Genomic DNA, 13833 nt, shown 5'->3' on the forward strand with positions numbered 1-13833 from the left:
CGGACCGTCGGGGGTGCTGCGGACGATGACGCGGCCGAGGAGGTCGGGGGCGACCTCCAGTACGGACCGGTCGAAGAACGGCCTGGGCAGGGGCGTACGGTCGGGCGTCGCGATCATGTCGTACGAGCGTAGTCCAGGCGGCCGGGGGCGCGGGCGGGGTGGGGCCGTCGTCAAGGGCTGGTCAAGCATGCCGCGGCTTGGAAGGGTGGGGGCGCGGAACCGGCCGTGGTCGGATCGCGTATGTACGAAAGCGGGAGCCGCCGCGAAGGGCGGCCTGGAGAGGGAGAGACATGGCGTTCAAGAAGCTGCTCGCGAGCCTGGGGGCCGGCGGTGCTTCGGTCGAGACCGTGCTGACCGAGGAGAACGTGGTTCCGGGCGGCGTCGTCCAGGGCGAGGTGCGGATCCAGGGCGGGTCCGTCGACCAGCAGATCGAGGGGCTGTCGGTCGGTCTCCAGGCCAAGGTCGAGGTGGAGAGCGGCGACCAGGAGTACAAGCAGAACATCGAGTTCGCCCAGCAGCGGCTGGGCGGTGCCTTCGAGCTGAAGGCGGGCGCGGTGCACGCGGTGCCGTTCGGGCTCGAAATTCCCTGGGAGACGCCGGTCACGATGATCGACGGGCAGTCGCTGCGCGGCATGCACATCGGGGTGAGCACGGAGCTGCAGATCGCCCGGGCCGTCGACTCCAGTGACCTGGACCCGGTCAACGTGCACCCGCTGCCGGCGCAGAAGGCGATCCTGGACGCGTTCATCCAGCTGGGTTTCCGCTTCAAGGACGCGGACATGGAGCGCGGGCACATCCGCGGTACGCGGCAGCGGCTGCCGTTCTACCAGGAGATCGAGTTCTACCCGCCGCAGCAGTACCGGGGGCTGAACCAGGTCGAGTTGAGCTTCGTCGCGGACGACCACGAGATGGACGTCGTGCTGGAGATGGACAAGAAGCCGGGGCTGTTCAGCGAGGGCAGCGACACCTACCGCGCGTTCAAGGTGGGGCTGCACGACTTCCACGCCACCGACTGGTCGGCGTACCTCCACCAGTGGGTGTCCGAGGTCGGCAGCAAGCGCAACTGGTTCTAGGGATCTAGGGTCGGAGGGTGACGATATTCCGCGGTCGTGCGCCGAGGGCGCGCGGCCTGCGGGCCGATACCGATCGACCTGGAGGTGCCGAGGTGACCGAGGGCAAGAGGCCGCCGCTTCCGCACGACTTCCATCCGCCCGTGCCGTCGTTCACGGTGACGAGTGAGGACGTCGTGGAAGGTGCGGCGTTGAAGGATGCTCAGGTCCAGGCCGCCGGGAACACCTCTCCGCAGCTGCGCTGGGAGGGGTTCCCGCCGGAGACCAAGAGCTTCGCCGTGACGTGCTACGACCCGGACGCCCCGACGGGGAGCGGGTTCTGGCACTGGGTGCTGTTCGACATCCCCGCCTCGGTGACCGAGTTGCCGGTGGGCGCGGGCGGTGGCTCCTTCGAGGGGCTGCCCGAGGGCGCGGTCCACGCGCGCAACGACTATGGGACGAAGGACTTCGGCGGGGCCGCGCCGCCGCCGGGAGACGGACCGCACCGGTATGTGTTCACGGTGTACGCCGTGGACCAGGAGAAGCTGGGCCCGGACTCGGACGCGTCGCCCGCCGTCGTCGGGTTCAATCTGCGGTTCCACACGGTGGGGCGTGCGCAGTTGGTGGGTGAGTACGAGGTGCCGGGCGAGGGCTGAGGCCGCCCGTCGTTCCTCGCGCGTTCCGTCCGTGGTTCCGTCCCTCGTTCATGGAACGTTTGCCCGCCCCTGGTCTTGGAATTGATCAGGGGCGGGCACTTTTTTATTGCGTTGTCCATCTCGGCGTGCCCGGCCAGAGTTGATCCAGCCCGCCAGGGGGGTGGGCCGGAGCGCACAGGAGGTGGGCTGGATGCGTGACACGCTGGTACTCAACGCGAGCTTCGAGCCGTTGTCGACGGTGACCCTGAACCGGGCCGTCGTCCTGGTGCTGCAGGCCAAGGCCGTCGTCGAGCAGGCCCACCCCGAACTGCGCATGCGGGGCGCGCTGGTGGACATACCGGCGCCGCGGGTGATCCGGTTGTGCAGGTATGTGCGGGTGCCGTTCCGAAGACAAGCGCCGTGGTCGCGGAGGGGGGTGCTGGTCCGGGACCGGCACCGGTGCGCGTACTGCGGGGGGCGCGCGACGACCGTGGACCACGTGGTGCCGCGGTCGCGTGGTGGCGGGGACACGTGGCTGAACACGGTGGCCTCGTGCGCGGAGGACAATCACCGCAAGGCGGACCGGACGCCGGAGCAGGCGGGGATGCCGTTGCTGACGGCGCCGTTCGAGCCGACGCCGGCGGATGCGATGTTGTTGGCTTTGGGGCGGGACGACTTCGATTCCTTGCCGGGGTGGCTGTCGCCGACTGCGGCGTAACAGTGGCTGTTTGCCTGGGGAGGCGCCCGGGGGTGGGACTTCGCGCAGTTCCCCGCGCCCCTTGATCGGGGGGTGGCTGTGCGTTTTGAGCTGCGAGCAGTTCGTGGCTGGTCGCGCAGTTCCCCGCGCCCCTGACGCACGGTGAGTGCTCGCGCCCGCGCGGCGGAGCCGCAGATCGACCCCGCCCCGCGCCGCCCGACGGGACGAGCGCGGGGCTGTCGGCCTAGTCGATCGACGGGCGTTCGCGGCGGTCGTCGTTGGGGGTGCGGGGGGACGGTGGGGTCGAGCCGCCGTTGGAGCCGCCGCTGGGCATCGGGCCGAAGTTGCCGATGGCGCCGGAGAGGCCCTTGAGGGCGTCGCCGATCTCGCTGGGGACGATCCAGAGCTTGTTGGCGTCGCCCTCGGCGATCTTCGGGAGCATCTGCAGGTACTGGTAGGAGAGCAGCTTCTGGTCGGGATCTCCGGCGTGGATGGACTCGAAGACCGTACGGATGGCCTGGGCCTCGCCCTCGGCGCGCAGGGCGGCGGCCTTGGCCTCGCCCTCGGCGCGCAGGATGGCGGACTGCTTCTCGCCCTCCGCCGTGAGGATCTGGGACTGGCGGATGCCCTCCGCGGTGAGGATCGCGGCGCGCTTGTCACGGTCGGCGCGCATCTGCTTCTCCATCGAGTCCTGGATGGAGGTCGGCGGCTCGATGGCCTTGAGCTCGACGCGGTTGACGCGGATGCCCCACTTGCCGGTGGCCTCGTCGAGGACGCCGCGCAGGGCCGCGTTGATCTCCTCGCGGGAGGTCAGCGTCCGCTCCAGGTCCATGCCGCCGATGATGTTGCGCAGCGTGGTGACGGTGAGCTGTTCGATCGCCTGGATGTAGCTGGCGACCTCGTACGTCGCGGCGCGGGCGTCGGTCACCTGGTAGTAGATGACGGTGTCGATGTTGACGACCAGGTTGTCCTGGGTGATCACCGGCTGCGGCGGGAACGGCACGACCTGTTCGCGCAGGTCGATGCGGTTGCGGATGGAGTCGATGAACGGGACCACGATGTTGAGGCCGGCGTTCAGTGTGCGTGTGTAGCGGCCGAAACGCTCGACGATGGCCGCGCTCGCCTGCGGGATGACCTGAATCGTCTTGATCAGGGCGATGAAGACCAACACCACCAGAATGATCAGGACGATGATGACCGGTTCCATCGTCGTTCCCCGTACCCTTCTCCGCCTCGGCTCTTACGGCAGATCTTATGGTTGTCGAAGATCTTGCTGGTCGAGTCTGACAGACCGTCGTCCGCACTGGGAGGCGTTCCGTCGAGTTGCGTCGTCCGAGGTCACATGATGATCGCCGTCGCTCCCTCGATGTCGACGACGTCCACGGACTGGCCCACGTCGTAGGCCTGTCCTGAGTCGAGCGCGCGGGCGGACCAGACCTCGCCGGCGAGTTTGATCCGGCCGCCCTCGCCGTCGACCCGTTCGAGGACGACGGCCTGTCTGCCCTTGAGGGCGTCGATTCCGGTGGCGTGCTGGGGCCGTTGCCGGGCGTGCCGGTTGGCGAGGGGCCGGACCACGGCGATGAGGGCCACCGAGACGATGACGAAGACCAGCACCTGGGCCACGACGCCGCCGCCGAGGCCGGCCGTGACCGCGGCGGCGACCGCGCCGACGGCGAGCATGCCGAACTCGGGCATCGCGGTGACGACGAGGGGGATTCCGAGCGCGGCCGCGCCGACGAGCCACCACACCCATGCGTCGATGTCGTTCACATGGTCAATGGTAGGACCGCGCCCGGGAGTCGGACAGGGCGCAGTTCGGTCCACCGCAGGGCTCGTTCGGGGTGGTCCGGCGCGGAGCCCGAGTGGGCGTCAGCTCATGGGCAGGCCGCGGGCGGTCCAGCGGTCGCCGGCCTGCTCGACGACGAGCGGGAGGCCGAAGCAGTGGGAGAGGTTGCGGGAGGTGAGTTCGAGCTCCAGGGGGCCGGCGGCGAGCACCTTGCCCTGACGGATCATCAGGACGTGGGTGAAGCCGGGGGCGATTTCCTCGACGTGGTGGGTGACCATGATCATGGAGGGGGCGATCGGGTCGCGGGCGAGCCGGCCGAGGCGGCGGACGAGGTCCTCGCGGCCGCCGAGGTCGAGGCCGGCGGCGGGCTCGTCGAGGAGGAGCAGCTCGGGGTCGGTCATCAGGGCGCGGGCGATGAGGGTGCGCTTACGCTCGCCCTCGGAGAGGGTGCCGAAGCGGCGTTCGAGGTAGTCGCTCATGCCGAGGCGGTCGAGGAAGGCGCGGGCGCGCTGCTCGTCGATGTCCTCGTACTCCTCCTGCCAGCCGGCCGTCATGCCGTAGGCGGCGGTCAGCACGGTCTGCAGGACGGTCTGGCGCTTGGGGAGCTTCTCGGCGAGGGCGATGCCGGCCACGCCGATGCGGGGGCGCAGTTCGAAGACGTCGGTGCCGGGGCGGCCGAGGGTCTCGCCGAGGATGCTGACGGTGCCCTTGCTGGGGTAGAGGTAGCTGGAGGCGACGTTGAGGAGGGTGGTCTTGCCGGCGCCGTTGGGGCCGAGGATGACCCAGCGCTCGCCCTCCTTGACCGACCAGGAGACCTGGTCCGCGAGGGCCCGGCCCTCGCGGACCACGGATACGTCCTGAAGTTCCAGAACATCGCTCATGAGCGCGTTGTCTCCCCATTGCAGCAGTGTCGGCCGGTCTCGGCTGCCGCCCACGCCGGGCGCGCACCGGTCGGCACGGCCCGCCGCGCCTGTGGGCGCAGTCCTTCAGGAAATCTACGCCACTGGTCGGCCGGGCTGTTCCATCGGTCCGGTCCTTAGGGTGGGGGCATGCTCACGGAACCACGCTCAGGACGGTTGGCCGCATGGGGAAATGCCCTTCTTGCCGGGAATGTGTCGCCGGACGACGCGGTGTCGGCGGTGGTCGGGGAGGACGCCGTGCACCGGGTCGAGGGGCTGCCGGGTGAGTCCGGGCCCGTCGGGCTGTCGCTGGCGCTGGGGCGGCTGCGCGCGCTGGGGGTGACCGGGCTGCGGGTGGCGCTGCCGGTGCCGGGGCATCCGCTGGGGCTGAGCGGACCGCCGGAGTTCAACGCGCGGGCGCTGGAGGCGGAGGAGGCCGTGGTGTGCCACGGGGCGGCGTTCGGCCTGGTGCCGGAGGTGCGCGAGGCCGGGCCCGCGGGTGATGTGCACGTCGAGGTGGTCTGGCACTGTCTGCCGGTGCGGGAGGCGCCGCCGGCCGACGTGCCCTCGCTCGGGGAGGCCGAGCGGGAGCTGGCGGAGGCGCTGCGGGAGGCGACGGAGGTGCTGTCGCGGCTTGACGTCGCCGGGTCGGGGCCGGTGGCGGAGGCGGCGGTGGACGCGTACCGGGCCCGGGCGGAGGGCGGCGACCGCGAGGTGCTGGCGCCGGGTTATCCGCCGCGGGCGGTGCGGGTGCTGGAGCTCGCGGGGCGGGTGGGGCTGCTGGTGTCGGTGGCGTACGACAGCGGGCACGGCGGTGCGGTGACGGCGTCCGAGATGGCCGCGCGGGGGGAGGCGTTGCGGCCGGTGGAGCGGACGGCACGGCGGGCGCGGGTCGCGGCGTACAACTCCGTCGTGGAGGAGCGGGAGCGGGGGGTGCGGTAGCGGTACGGCTGGCCGCTATGCCCCGACCACCCCGTGGCGTACCGCCCACAGGGCGGCCTGGGTGCGGTCGGAGAGGTCGAGTTTCATCAGGATGTTCGAGACGTGCGTCTTGACCGTCTTCTCGGAGAGGACGAGTGCGCGGGCGATCTCGCGGTTGGAGCGGCCGTCGGCGATCAGCCCGAGCACCTCGCGTTCCCGTTCGGTGAGCGTGCCGGCCCTGCCCTGGGCCGGGCCGGTGTCCTCCTGGGAGAGGAGCGCGCCCGCGACCTCGGGCTGGAGCAGGATGTGCCCGGCGTGCACGGAGCGGATGGCGCCGGCCAGGGCGTCGGGGTCGATGTCCTTGTAGACGTATCCGGCGGCGCCCGCGCGCAGGGCGGGGACGACCGTGCGCTGTTCGGTGAAGCTGGTGACGACGAGCACGCGCGCGGGGTGGTCGAGTTCGCGGAGTCTGCGCAGCGCGTCGATGCCGTCGACGCCCGGCATCTTGACGTCCATGAGGATGACGTCGGGCCGCAGTTCCTCGGCCCGGTCGACCCCTTCGGCGCCGTCGGACGCCTCGCCGACGACCTCGATGTCGTCCTGCACCTCCAGGAAGGTGCGCAGGCCTCGGCGGACGACCTGGTGGTCGTCGACGAGCAGCACCCTGATCGCCTCAGCCACCGGGGACCTCCATCTCGATCGTGGTGCCCTTGCCGGGCGCGGATTCCACGGTGAGGGTGCCGCCGACACCGCCGGCCCGGTCGCGCATGGAGACCAGTCCGAGGTGGCGTCCGGCCCGGCGCACCGTGCGGGGGTCGAAGCCGGTGCCGTCGTCCGTGACGCGCAGGACCGCGCCGGGGCCGCGGCGTTCGAGGGTGACGTCCACGCGGGCGGCGCCGGAGTGCCGCAGCGCGTTGTGCAGGGCCTCCTGGGCGACGCGCAGGAGGGCCTCCTCCTGGGCTGCGGGCAGGGCGCGCACCCCCTTGCCGGTGAACGTCACGCGGGCGGTGTGGGCGCGGTCGAGGACCTGTGTCTGGGTGCGCAGGGTGGCGACGAGGCCGTCCTCGTCCAGAGCGGCGGGGCGCAGTTCGACGACGGCGGCGCGCAGTTCGTCGGCGGCCTCGGCGGCGAGCGCGGCGACCTGCCGCATCTCGCCCCGGGCGCGGGCGGGGTCGCGGCCGACGAGGGCGGCGGCGGCCTGGGCGGTCAGACGCAGGGAGAACAGTTTCTGGCTGACGGCGTCGTGCAGTTCGTGGGCGAGGCGGGAGCGTTCCTCGGCGATGGTCAGTTCGCGGCTGCGCTCGTAGAGGCGGGCGTTGGTGAGGGCGATGGCGGCGTGCTGGGCGAGGATGCCGAGCAGTTGCTCGTCCTCCTCGGTGAAGCCGCAGCCGCCGGCGGGTCCGGGGCACCTCTTGTTGGCGAGGAAGAGGGCGGCGATGACCTCGTCGCCGTCGCGGACGGGCAGGCCGAGGAAGTCGGACATCTCGGGGTGGGCGGCGGGCCAGCCCTCGAAGCGGGGGTCCGTGCGGACGTCGGCGAGGCGCTGCGGGGTGGCCTCGCTGAGCATGGCGGCGAGGATGCCGTGCTGGCGCGGGAGCGGGCCGATGGCCTTCCACTGGGCGTCGCTGACGCCGTCGACGACGAACTGGGCGAAGCCCCCGTGGTCGTCGGGGACGCCCAGGGCCGCGTACTCGGCGTCGAGCAGTTCGCGGGCGGAGGCGACGATCGTCTTCAGGACGTCGCGCACCTCCAGGTGCCTGCTCATGGCCAGCAGCGCGGAACTCACCGCGGCCAGGCCCGACGTGGGTCCGGAACTCATGACCTCACGGTACCGGGGGGCACCGACAGCGGGGATCGGTCCGGTGGCGGGGTGCGGACCGGGGCCGCGGGCGTAGGGCGGAGGGCCCGGGGACGTAGGCCGAAGGGCCCCGCCGGGCTGGATCTCCTGTCCGAGGCGGCGGGTGCGGGCGCGTTCCTACGTTGGGGGCGTCGCCGGTGGTCGGCGGCGGTGGACGAGGGGACGGACGGGCATGCCGGTAGCGATCATCACGGGGGCTTCCAAGGGGCTGGGGCGGGCGCTCGGCGCGGCCCTTGCCGAACGGGGCTGGGACCTGGTCCTCGACGCGCGGGATCCGGGGCCGCTGGCCGGGGCGGCGGGCGGTCTGGCGGCGTACGGGACGCGGGTGGCGGCGGTGCCGGGGGACGTCACGGACGCCGGGCACCGTACGGAGCTGGTGGCGCGCGCCCGGGAGCTGGGCGGCGTCGACCTGGTGGTGCACAACGCGAGCGCGCTGGGCGCCGAGCCGCTGGTGCCGCTGGCCGAGCTGGCGCCGGAGGGGCTGCGCCGGGCCCTCGAGGTGAACGTGGTGGCGGCGCACGCTCTGGTGCGGGAGGCGCTGCCGCTGCTGCGGGAGTCGCCGGCGGGCGCGGTGGTCGCCGTCAGCTCGGACGCGGCGGTGGAGACGTACGGGACGTGGGGCGGGTACGGGGCCTCCAAAGCGGCGCTCGACCACCTGGCGGCGGTGCTGGGCGTGGAGGAGCCGGGGCTGCGGGTGTGGGCGGTGGACCCCGGGGACATGGCGACCGACCTGTACGCGGCGGCCGTACCGGACGACGACGCTCCGCGGCCGGCCCCGGAGAGCGTGGCGCCCGCGTTCCTGCGGTTGCTGGACGAACGGCCGCCGAGCGGCCGCTACCGTGCGCCGGCCCTGGTGGAGGGGCGATGAAGGTGCACGCGCGCGGGCGCGCGTGGACGGTGCCCGAGGAGCTGTCGGCCCGCGTGCCGGCGGAACAGCGCGGCCCTGGGCGCGGCCGGGACGCCGTACGGCTGCTGGTGTCGCGCGGCACGGAGGTGGCGCACCACGCGTTCCGGGAGCTGCCGGGGCTGCTGCGCGCCGGGGACCTGCTGCTCGTGAACACCTCCCCCACGCTGGCCGCCGCGGTGGACGGAAGCGTCGGGCACGCGCGCGTGGTGGTGCATTTCTCCACGCGGGGCGACGACGGGCGCTGGGCGGTGGAGCTGCGGGAACCGGACGGACGGGGCACCACGCGCGCGCGTCAATGGGGCAGTGCGCGAAGCGCTCATGGGAAGGGTGGTGGCGGGCGACCGGCGGAAGGGCCCGCGGGCGCGCCGGTGGAGCTGCCGGAGGGGGTGCGGCTGGTCCTGGAGGAGCCGTTGCCGGGCGGGAGCGAGCGGCTGTGGTGGGCGCGGCCCATCTGGCGGGACACGCCCACCGCGCAGGTGCGTGGCGTGCGCCCCTCGGGCGTTCCCGACCTCTCCGCGCTGCTGCGCCGGCACGGCCGTCCCATCCGTTACGCGTACACGGAGCGGGACCAGCCGCTCTCGGCGTACCAGACGGTGTTCGCGCTGCCGTACGCCGACGGGGCGGGCAGCGCGGAGATGCCGAGCGCGGCGCGGCCCTTCACGCCGGGCCTCGTGGCGGAGCTGGTGAGCCGGGGCGTGCAGTTCGCGCCGCTCACGCTGCACACCGGGGTGGCGTCGCAGGAGGCGCACGAGCCGCCGTACCCGGAGCGGTTCGCGGTGCCGGAGGCCTCGGCGCGGCTGGTCAACGCGGCCCGGGCGGGGGGCGGCCGGGTGGTGGCGGTGGGGACGACCGCGGTGCGGGCGGTGGAGTCCGCCGCCGGCGCGGACGGGGTCGTACGCGCGCGTGCCGGGTGGACGGACCTGGTGGTGACGCCCGAGCGGGGGGTGCGGGTGGTGGACGGGCTGCTGACCGGGCTGCACGAGCCGGAGGCCTCGCACCTGCTGATGCTGGAGGCGGTCGCGGGCCGGGAGGCGATCGAGCGGGGATACGAGGCGGCGCTGGCGGGCCGCTATCTGTGGCACGAGTTCGGGGACACGCACCTTCTGCTGAGGTAGCGGACGAACGGGTTCCGCGGGTGGTACCGGTCCTCACGCAGCGCATTGCTCTCGCAACCAACCGTGAGAGAAGGGTGGAGCCCGTGTGAGCCCGCGCATAGGGCGCACATCACGTACGAAGCGGATTAGGAGGAACGGAAAGGGCTCTTGAGCGGGGCGGATCGGGCGATCTGCCCCGCTTTGTCGTTCCTGTGTCCACTACCGGGGATCGTACGTCACACCTTTGCCTGGCGTTTTTGCGGCAGCTAAGAATTGCTCCCGTCGCTCGGCGCCGCCCGTTCTACCCACGGCGTCCGGACCGGAAACATCCCTTGTCCGTCCCCGGCCCGGGAGCGACCTCCGCGCTATTCGAAGAGGTCCATCCACCCATGCCCAAGTACACCGCCTTGCTTCGCGGCCGCGCCCTGGCCACGTCCCATCGCGCCGGCATCGCCGGTGTCGCCGCGCTCGGTGCAGCCGCCCTCGCGATCTCCGCCGCTCCGAGCAGCGCGCAGACCACCACCACGACCGACGAGGCCGCCACCTCCTCCGCCCCGGTGAGCTACAGCACCCACCGGATCGAGGACGTCAAGGTGCGCGTCACCGACCAGATGGCGGGCCAGCGGCTGAAGGCCGAGGCCATCGAGGCGAAGAGGCAGGCCGCCGACGACGCGGCCGCCAAGAAGCGGGACGCCGCCGAGGCCCGGCAGGACGCGGCCCGCGAGGCCGGGAAGCAGGCGGCGGCCAAGGCCGCGCACAGCCGCGGCGGCGACGGCTCGGCGAGCCGTTCCGCGCACCGCCCCTCGGCCCCCGCGGGGAAGTCGTACGCGAACAACCTGGACGGCTGGATCCGCCAGTCGCTGGACATCATGCACAAGCACGGCATCCCGGGCTCCTACAGCGGTCTGCACCGCAACATCATGCGGGAGTCCTCGGGCAACCCGCACGCCATCAACGACTGGGACATCAACGCCGTCAACGGCATCCCCTCCAAGGGGCTGCTGCAGGTCATCCCGCCGACCTTCGAGGCGTACCACGTGGCCGGCACGTCGTGGAACATCTACGACCCGGTCGCCAACATCACGGCCGCCTGCAACTACGCGGCGCACCGCTACGGCTCGATGGACAACGTCGACAGCGCGTACTGAGGCGGGCCCCGGCCCGGCGACGGGACAAGGCGAAGGGCGGCACCCCACCGACGGGGGTGCCGCCCTTCGCCGTACGCGCGCGGGCGTGCGTTCGAGCCGGACGCGCGGGCACGCACGCCGGAGCGGACGCTACTTGCGCATGACCTCCGGCTCGTGGCGGCGCAGGAAGCGGGCCACGAAGAAGCCACAGACCACACCGAGGACGAGCAGCGCAGCCATGTCCATGCCCCAGGCGGAGACCTCGTGGTTCCACAGCGGGTCGGTGCTGGTCGGGTCGTCGGTGTTGGGCGCGATGTTGTTGAAGTCCAGCGTCGTGCCGGCGGCGGCCACCGCCCAGCGGGACGGCATCAGGTACGAGAACTCGTTGACGCCGACCGTGCCGTGCAGGGTGAACAGGCAGCCGGTGAACACCACCTGGACGATGGCGAACATGACCAGCAGCGGCATGGTCTTCTCCGCCGTCTTCACCAGGGAGGAGATGACCAGGCCGAACATCATGGAAGCGAAGCCGAGCGCCATGATCGGCAGGCACAGCTCGAACAGGGTGTTGCTCTTGAGGACGAGGCCCTGCCCGGGGATCTCACGGCTGGAGAAGCCGATCAGGCCGACCAGCAGGCCCTGCAGCACCGTGACGGCGCCGAGGACGACCACCTTGGACATCAGGTACGCCGACCGGGACAGTCCCGTCGCGCGTTCCCGCTCGTAGATGACCCGTTCCTTGATCAGCTCGCGGACGGAGTTGGCGGCGCCCGCGAAACAGGCGCCGACGGCGAGGATCAGCAGGACCGTGGTGGCCGTGCCGTTCGGGAAGGGCACGCCGGTCTGCCGATTGACCCGGTTGACCAGCAGTCCCTTGTCCGAGTCGATCAGCAGGCTGACCGCGCCGAGCACCGCGGGCAGGATCACCGTCAGCGCGAGGAAGCCCTTGTCGGAGGCGATGACCGAGACATAGCGCCGGATCAGTGTGACGAGCTGGGACGTCCAGCCCTGCGGCTTGGGCGGCCTGATCGCCTGCGGCGGCGGCATGTGCACCGACTGCGGCGCCACCGCGTCGATGTCGGCCGCGTACATCTGGTAGTGCTGCGAGCCCTTCCAGCGGCCCGCCCAGTCGTAGTCGCGGTAGTTCTCGAAGGCGGAGAAGACGTCGGCCCAGGAGTCGTAGCCGAAGAAGTTCAGCGCCTCCTCGGGGGGCCCGAAGTAGGCGACCGAGCCGCCGGGGGCCATCACCAGGAGCTTGTCGCAGATCGCCAGCTCGGCCACCGAGTGGGTGACGACGAGGACGGTGCGGCCGTCGTCGGCGAGGCCGCGCAGCAGCTGCATGACGTCGCGGTCCATGCCCGGGTCGAGGCCGGAGGTCGGCTCGTCCAGGAAGATCAGCGACGGCTTGGTGAGCAGCTCCAGGGCGACGGAGACGCGCTTGCGCTGGCCGCCGGAGAGGGAGCTGACCTTCTTGTCCTTGTGGATGTCGAGCTTGAGCTCGCGCAGCACCTCGTCGATGCGGGCCTGGCGCTCGGCGCGCGTGGTGTCGGCGGGGAAGCGCAGTTTGGCCGCGTACTTCAGGGCCCGCTTGACGGACAGCTCCTTGTGCAGGATGTCGTCCTGCGGCACGAGACCGATGCGCTGGCGCAGCTCGGCGAACTGCTTGTACAGGTTCCGGTTGTCGTAGAGGACGTCGCCCTGGTTGGCGGGGCGGTAACCGGTGAGCGCCTTGAGCAGCGTCGACTTGCCGGAACCGGAGGGTCCGATCACCGCGATCAGCGACTTCTCGGGGACGCCGAAGGAGACGTCGCGCAGGATCTGCTTGCCGCCGTCGACCGTGACGGTCAGGTGCCGGGCGGAGAAGGAGACCTCACCGGTGTCGACGAACTCCTCGAGCCGGTCGCCGACGATCCGGAACGTCGAGTGGCCGACGCCGACGATGTCGGCCGGGCCGAGCTGGACCGAGCCGCCCTTGGGGACCGGGTGGCCGTTGACGAACGTGCCGTTGTGCGAGCCGAGGTCGCGGATCTCCAGGCGGCCGTCGGGCGTGGCGTGGAACTCGGCGTGGTTGCGGGAGACCTGGAGGTCGGAGACGACCAGGTCGTTCTCCAGGGCACGGCCGATGCGCATCACACGGCCTATCGAGAACTGGTGGAACGTGGTGGGGCTGCGGTCGCCGTAGTGCGACGCCGCCCCCACGCCGTTGCCCGGGCCCGGCTGCGGTGGGCTCCCGGCGGGGCCGTGGTTCTGCTGCTGCGGGATCTGCGGCTGCTGCGGGACGGGCGGGGCGGCCTGCTGCGCGTGGCCGCCGGGTGCCTGCTGTCCCCAGCCGGGGCCCGCGCCCTGGGCGGCGTACGGCTGCTGCTGGGGCCCCGCCTGCGGGGCGGCGACGGCGGCCTCGGCGGCGGACAGGGTCAGCCGCGGTCCGTCGGTCGCGTTGCCCAGGTTGACGGCCGTGCCGGAGGCGAGCTCCACGCGGTCCACCCGTTGCCCCCGCGCGAACGTGCCGTTGGTGCTGCCGTGGTCCTCCAGCACCCAGCCGCGGCCGTCGAAGGCGATCGTGCCGTGCCGCCAGGAGACCCTGGCGTCGTCGAACACGATGTCCCCCTGCGGATCGCGGCCGAGGGTGTATGACCTGGACGGGTCGAGCGTCCAGGTCCGTCCATTTGTTTCCAGTACGAGTTCTGGCACTCCATGCCCCACTGAGTTGTCCCCCGAATTACCCCCGTCGCGGGGAGTCTAGGGATGTCGAACATCGTGGGGAACTATTTCAGGCGGGCACCCCTGACCGAAAGTCGGGCCTTGTGAAGACCGTGTACGGCGGCGTAGGCGGCGTACGGCGGCGGCGTACGGCGGCTTC

Annotated in this window: 14 protein-coding genes (1 of these 14 only partly in view); 7 read left to right on the plus strand and 7 right to left on the minus strand. The window is 71.9% G+C overall.

The features are described from left to right. Window positions 1-117, minus strand: the 5' portion of a protein-coding gene (locus tag OIE12_RS07240; RefSeq protein ID WP_329132918.1) for a DNA-3-methyladenine glycosylase. 525 nt of this gene lie to the left of the window's left edge; only the first 117 of its 642 coding nucleotides appear in the window; it begins with the start codon at window positions 115-117; the stop codon falls past the left edge of the window. 173 nt (window positions 118-290) lie between these two features. Between OIE12_RS07240 and OIE12_RS07245 the strand changes: the two genes are divergently transcribed. The 3 genes from OIE12_RS07245 to OIE12_RS07255 all read left to right on the plus strand — a co-directional run bounded on the left by OIE12_RS07245 (window position 291) and on the right by OIE12_RS07255 (window position 2402). Beyond that, entirely contained in the window at window positions 291-1073 is a 783-nt protein-coding gene (locus OIE12_RS07245; RefSeq protein ID WP_329132920.1) for a sporulation protein, read from the plus strand. 92 nt (window positions 1074-1165) lie between these two features. Then, a complete protein-coding gene (locus tag OIE12_RS07250) occupies window positions 1166-1705 on the plus strand; it encodes a YbhB/YbcL family Raf kinase inhibitor-like protein (RefSeq protein ID WP_329132922.1) in 540 nt (179 codons plus the stop codon). A 190-nt stretch (window positions 1706-1895) separates the two neighbouring features. After that, a complete protein-coding gene (locus tag OIE12_RS07255; RefSeq protein ID WP_329132924.1) occupies window positions 1896-2402 on the plus strand; it encodes an HNH endonuclease in 507 nt (168 codons plus the stop codon). A 223-nt stretch (window positions 2403-2625) separates the two neighbouring features. Here the strand turns inward: OIE12_RS07255 and OIE12_RS07260 are convergent, their stop codons facing one another. The 3 genes from OIE12_RS07260 to OIE12_RS07270 all read right to left on the minus strand — a co-directional run bounded on the left by OIE12_RS07260 (window position 2626) and on the right by OIE12_RS07270 (window position 5048). Continuing rightward, complete coding sequence (locus OIE12_RS07260) at window positions 2626-3588, minus strand: SPFH domain-containing protein (protein ID WP_329132926.1); 963 nt, start codon at window positions 3586-3588, stop codon at window positions 2626-2628. Between the two features lie 131 nt (window positions 3589-3719). Continuing rightward, window positions 3720-4151 carry an NfeD family protein gene (locus OIE12_RS07265; protein WP_329132927.1) on the minus strand — a complete coding sequence of 144 codons (432 nt, stop codon included), beginning with the start codon at window positions 4149-4151 and terminating at the stop codon, window positions 3720-3722. A 99-nt stretch (window positions 4152-4250) separates the two neighbouring features. Then, window positions 4251-5048 (minus strand): ABC transporter ATP-binding protein, encoded by a 798-nt coding sequence (locus OIE12_RS07270; protein ID WP_329132930.1) that lies wholly within the window; start codon window positions 5046-5048, stop codon window positions 4251-4253. Between the two features lie 168 nt (window positions 5049-5216). Here OIE12_RS07270 and OIE12_RS07275 point away from each other — a divergent pair, with 168 nt between their 5' ends. Then, window positions 5217-6008, plus strand: a complete 792-nt coding sequence (locus OIE12_RS07275; RefSeq protein ID WP_329132932.1) for a hypothetical protein — start codon at window positions 5217-5219, stop codon at window positions 6006-6008. 15 nt (window positions 6009-6023) lie between these two features. Here OIE12_RS07275 and OIE12_RS07280 read toward each other — a convergent pair whose 3' ends face one another. Further along, window positions 6024-6668, minus strand: a complete 645-nt coding sequence (locus OIE12_RS07280; protein WP_329132934.1) for a response regulator transcription factor — start codon at window positions 6666-6668, stop codon at window positions 6024-6026. Next, entirely contained in the window at window positions 6661-7806 is a 1146-nt protein-coding gene (locus OIE12_RS07285; RefSeq protein WP_329132936.1) for a GAF domain-containing sensor histidine kinase, read from the minus strand. The genes OIE12_RS07280 and OIE12_RS07285 overlap by 8 nt, the downstream gene beginning before the upstream one ends. Window positions 7807-8017: 211 nt before the next feature. Between OIE12_RS07285 and OIE12_RS07290 the strand changes: the two genes are divergently transcribed. The 3 genes from OIE12_RS07290 to OIE12_RS07300 all read left to right on the plus strand — a co-directional run bounded on the left by OIE12_RS07290 (window position 8018) and on the right by OIE12_RS07300 (window position 10994). Next, a complete protein-coding gene (locus tag OIE12_RS07290) occupies window positions 8018-8713 on the plus strand; it encodes an SDR family NAD(P)-dependent oxidoreductase (protein ID WP_329132938.1) in 696 nt (231 codons plus the stop codon). Then, window positions 8710-9867: an S-adenosylmethionine:tRNA ribosyltransferase-isomerase gene (locus OIE12_RS07295; RefSeq protein WP_329132940.1), complete on the plus strand. Its 1158-nt coding sequence runs from the start codon at window positions 8710-8712 to the stop codon at window positions 9865-9867. Before OIE12_RS07290 ends, OIE12_RS07295 begins: the two co-directional genes overlap by 4 nt. Window positions 9868-10235: 368 nt before the next feature. Further along, a complete protein-coding gene (locus OIE12_RS07300) occupies window positions 10236-10994 on the plus strand; it encodes a transglycosylase SLT domain-containing protein (RefSeq protein WP_329132942.1) in 759 nt (252 codons plus the stop codon). Between the two features lie 129 nt (window positions 10995-11123). Here the strand turns inward: OIE12_RS07300 and OIE12_RS07305 are convergent, their stop codons facing one another. After that, a complete protein-coding gene (locus tag OIE12_RS07305) occupies window positions 11124-13664 on the minus strand; it encodes an ABC transporter ATP-binding protein/permease (RefSeq protein WP_329132944.1) in 2541 nt (846 codons plus the stop codon). Window positions 13665-13833 lie beyond the last annotated feature (169 nt).

Source organism: Streptomyces sp. NBC_00670, from assembly GCF_036226765.1.
In the GTDB taxonomy this organism is placed as follows: domain Bacteria; phylum Actinomycetota; class Actinomycetes; order Streptomycetales; family Streptomycetaceae; genus Streptomyces.

Coding starts and splice junctions, on each gene's coding strand:
- OIE12_RS07275 (WP_329132932.1), top strand. CDS start 5,217: ATGCTCACGGAACCACGCTCAGGACGGTTGGCCGCATGGGGAAATGCC.
- OIE12_RS07295 (WP_329132940.1), top strand. CDS start 8,710: ATGAAGGTGCACGCGCGCGGGCGCGCGTGGACGGTGCCCGAGGAGCTG.
- OIE12_RS07290 (WP_329132938.1), top strand. CDS start 8,018: ATGCCGGTAGCGATCATCACGGGGGCTTCCAAGGGGCTGGGGCGGGCG.
- OIE12_RS07270 (WP_329132930.1), bottom strand. CDS start 5,048: ATGAGCGATGTTCTGGAACTTCAGGACGTATCCGTGGTCCGCGAGGGC.
- OIE12_RS07245 (WP_329132920.1), top strand. CDS start 291: ATGGCGTTCAAGAAGCTGCTCGCGAGCCTGGGGGCCGGCGGTGCTTCG.
- OIE12_RS07260 (WP_329132926.1), bottom strand. CDS start 3,588: ATGGAACCGGTCATCATCGTCCTGATCATTCTGGTGGTGTTGGTCTTC.
- OIE12_RS07285 (WP_329132936.1), bottom strand. CDS start 7,806: ATGAGTTCCGGACCCACGTCGGGCCTGGCCGCGGTGAGTTCCGCGCTG.
- OIE12_RS07300 (WP_329132942.1), top strand. CDS start 10,236: ATGCCCAAGTACACCGCCTTGCTTCGCGGCCGCGCCCTGGCCACGTCC.
- OIE12_RS07255 (WP_329132924.1), top strand. CDS start 1,896: ATGCGTGACACGCTGGTACTCAACGCGAGCTTCGAGCCGTTGTCGACG.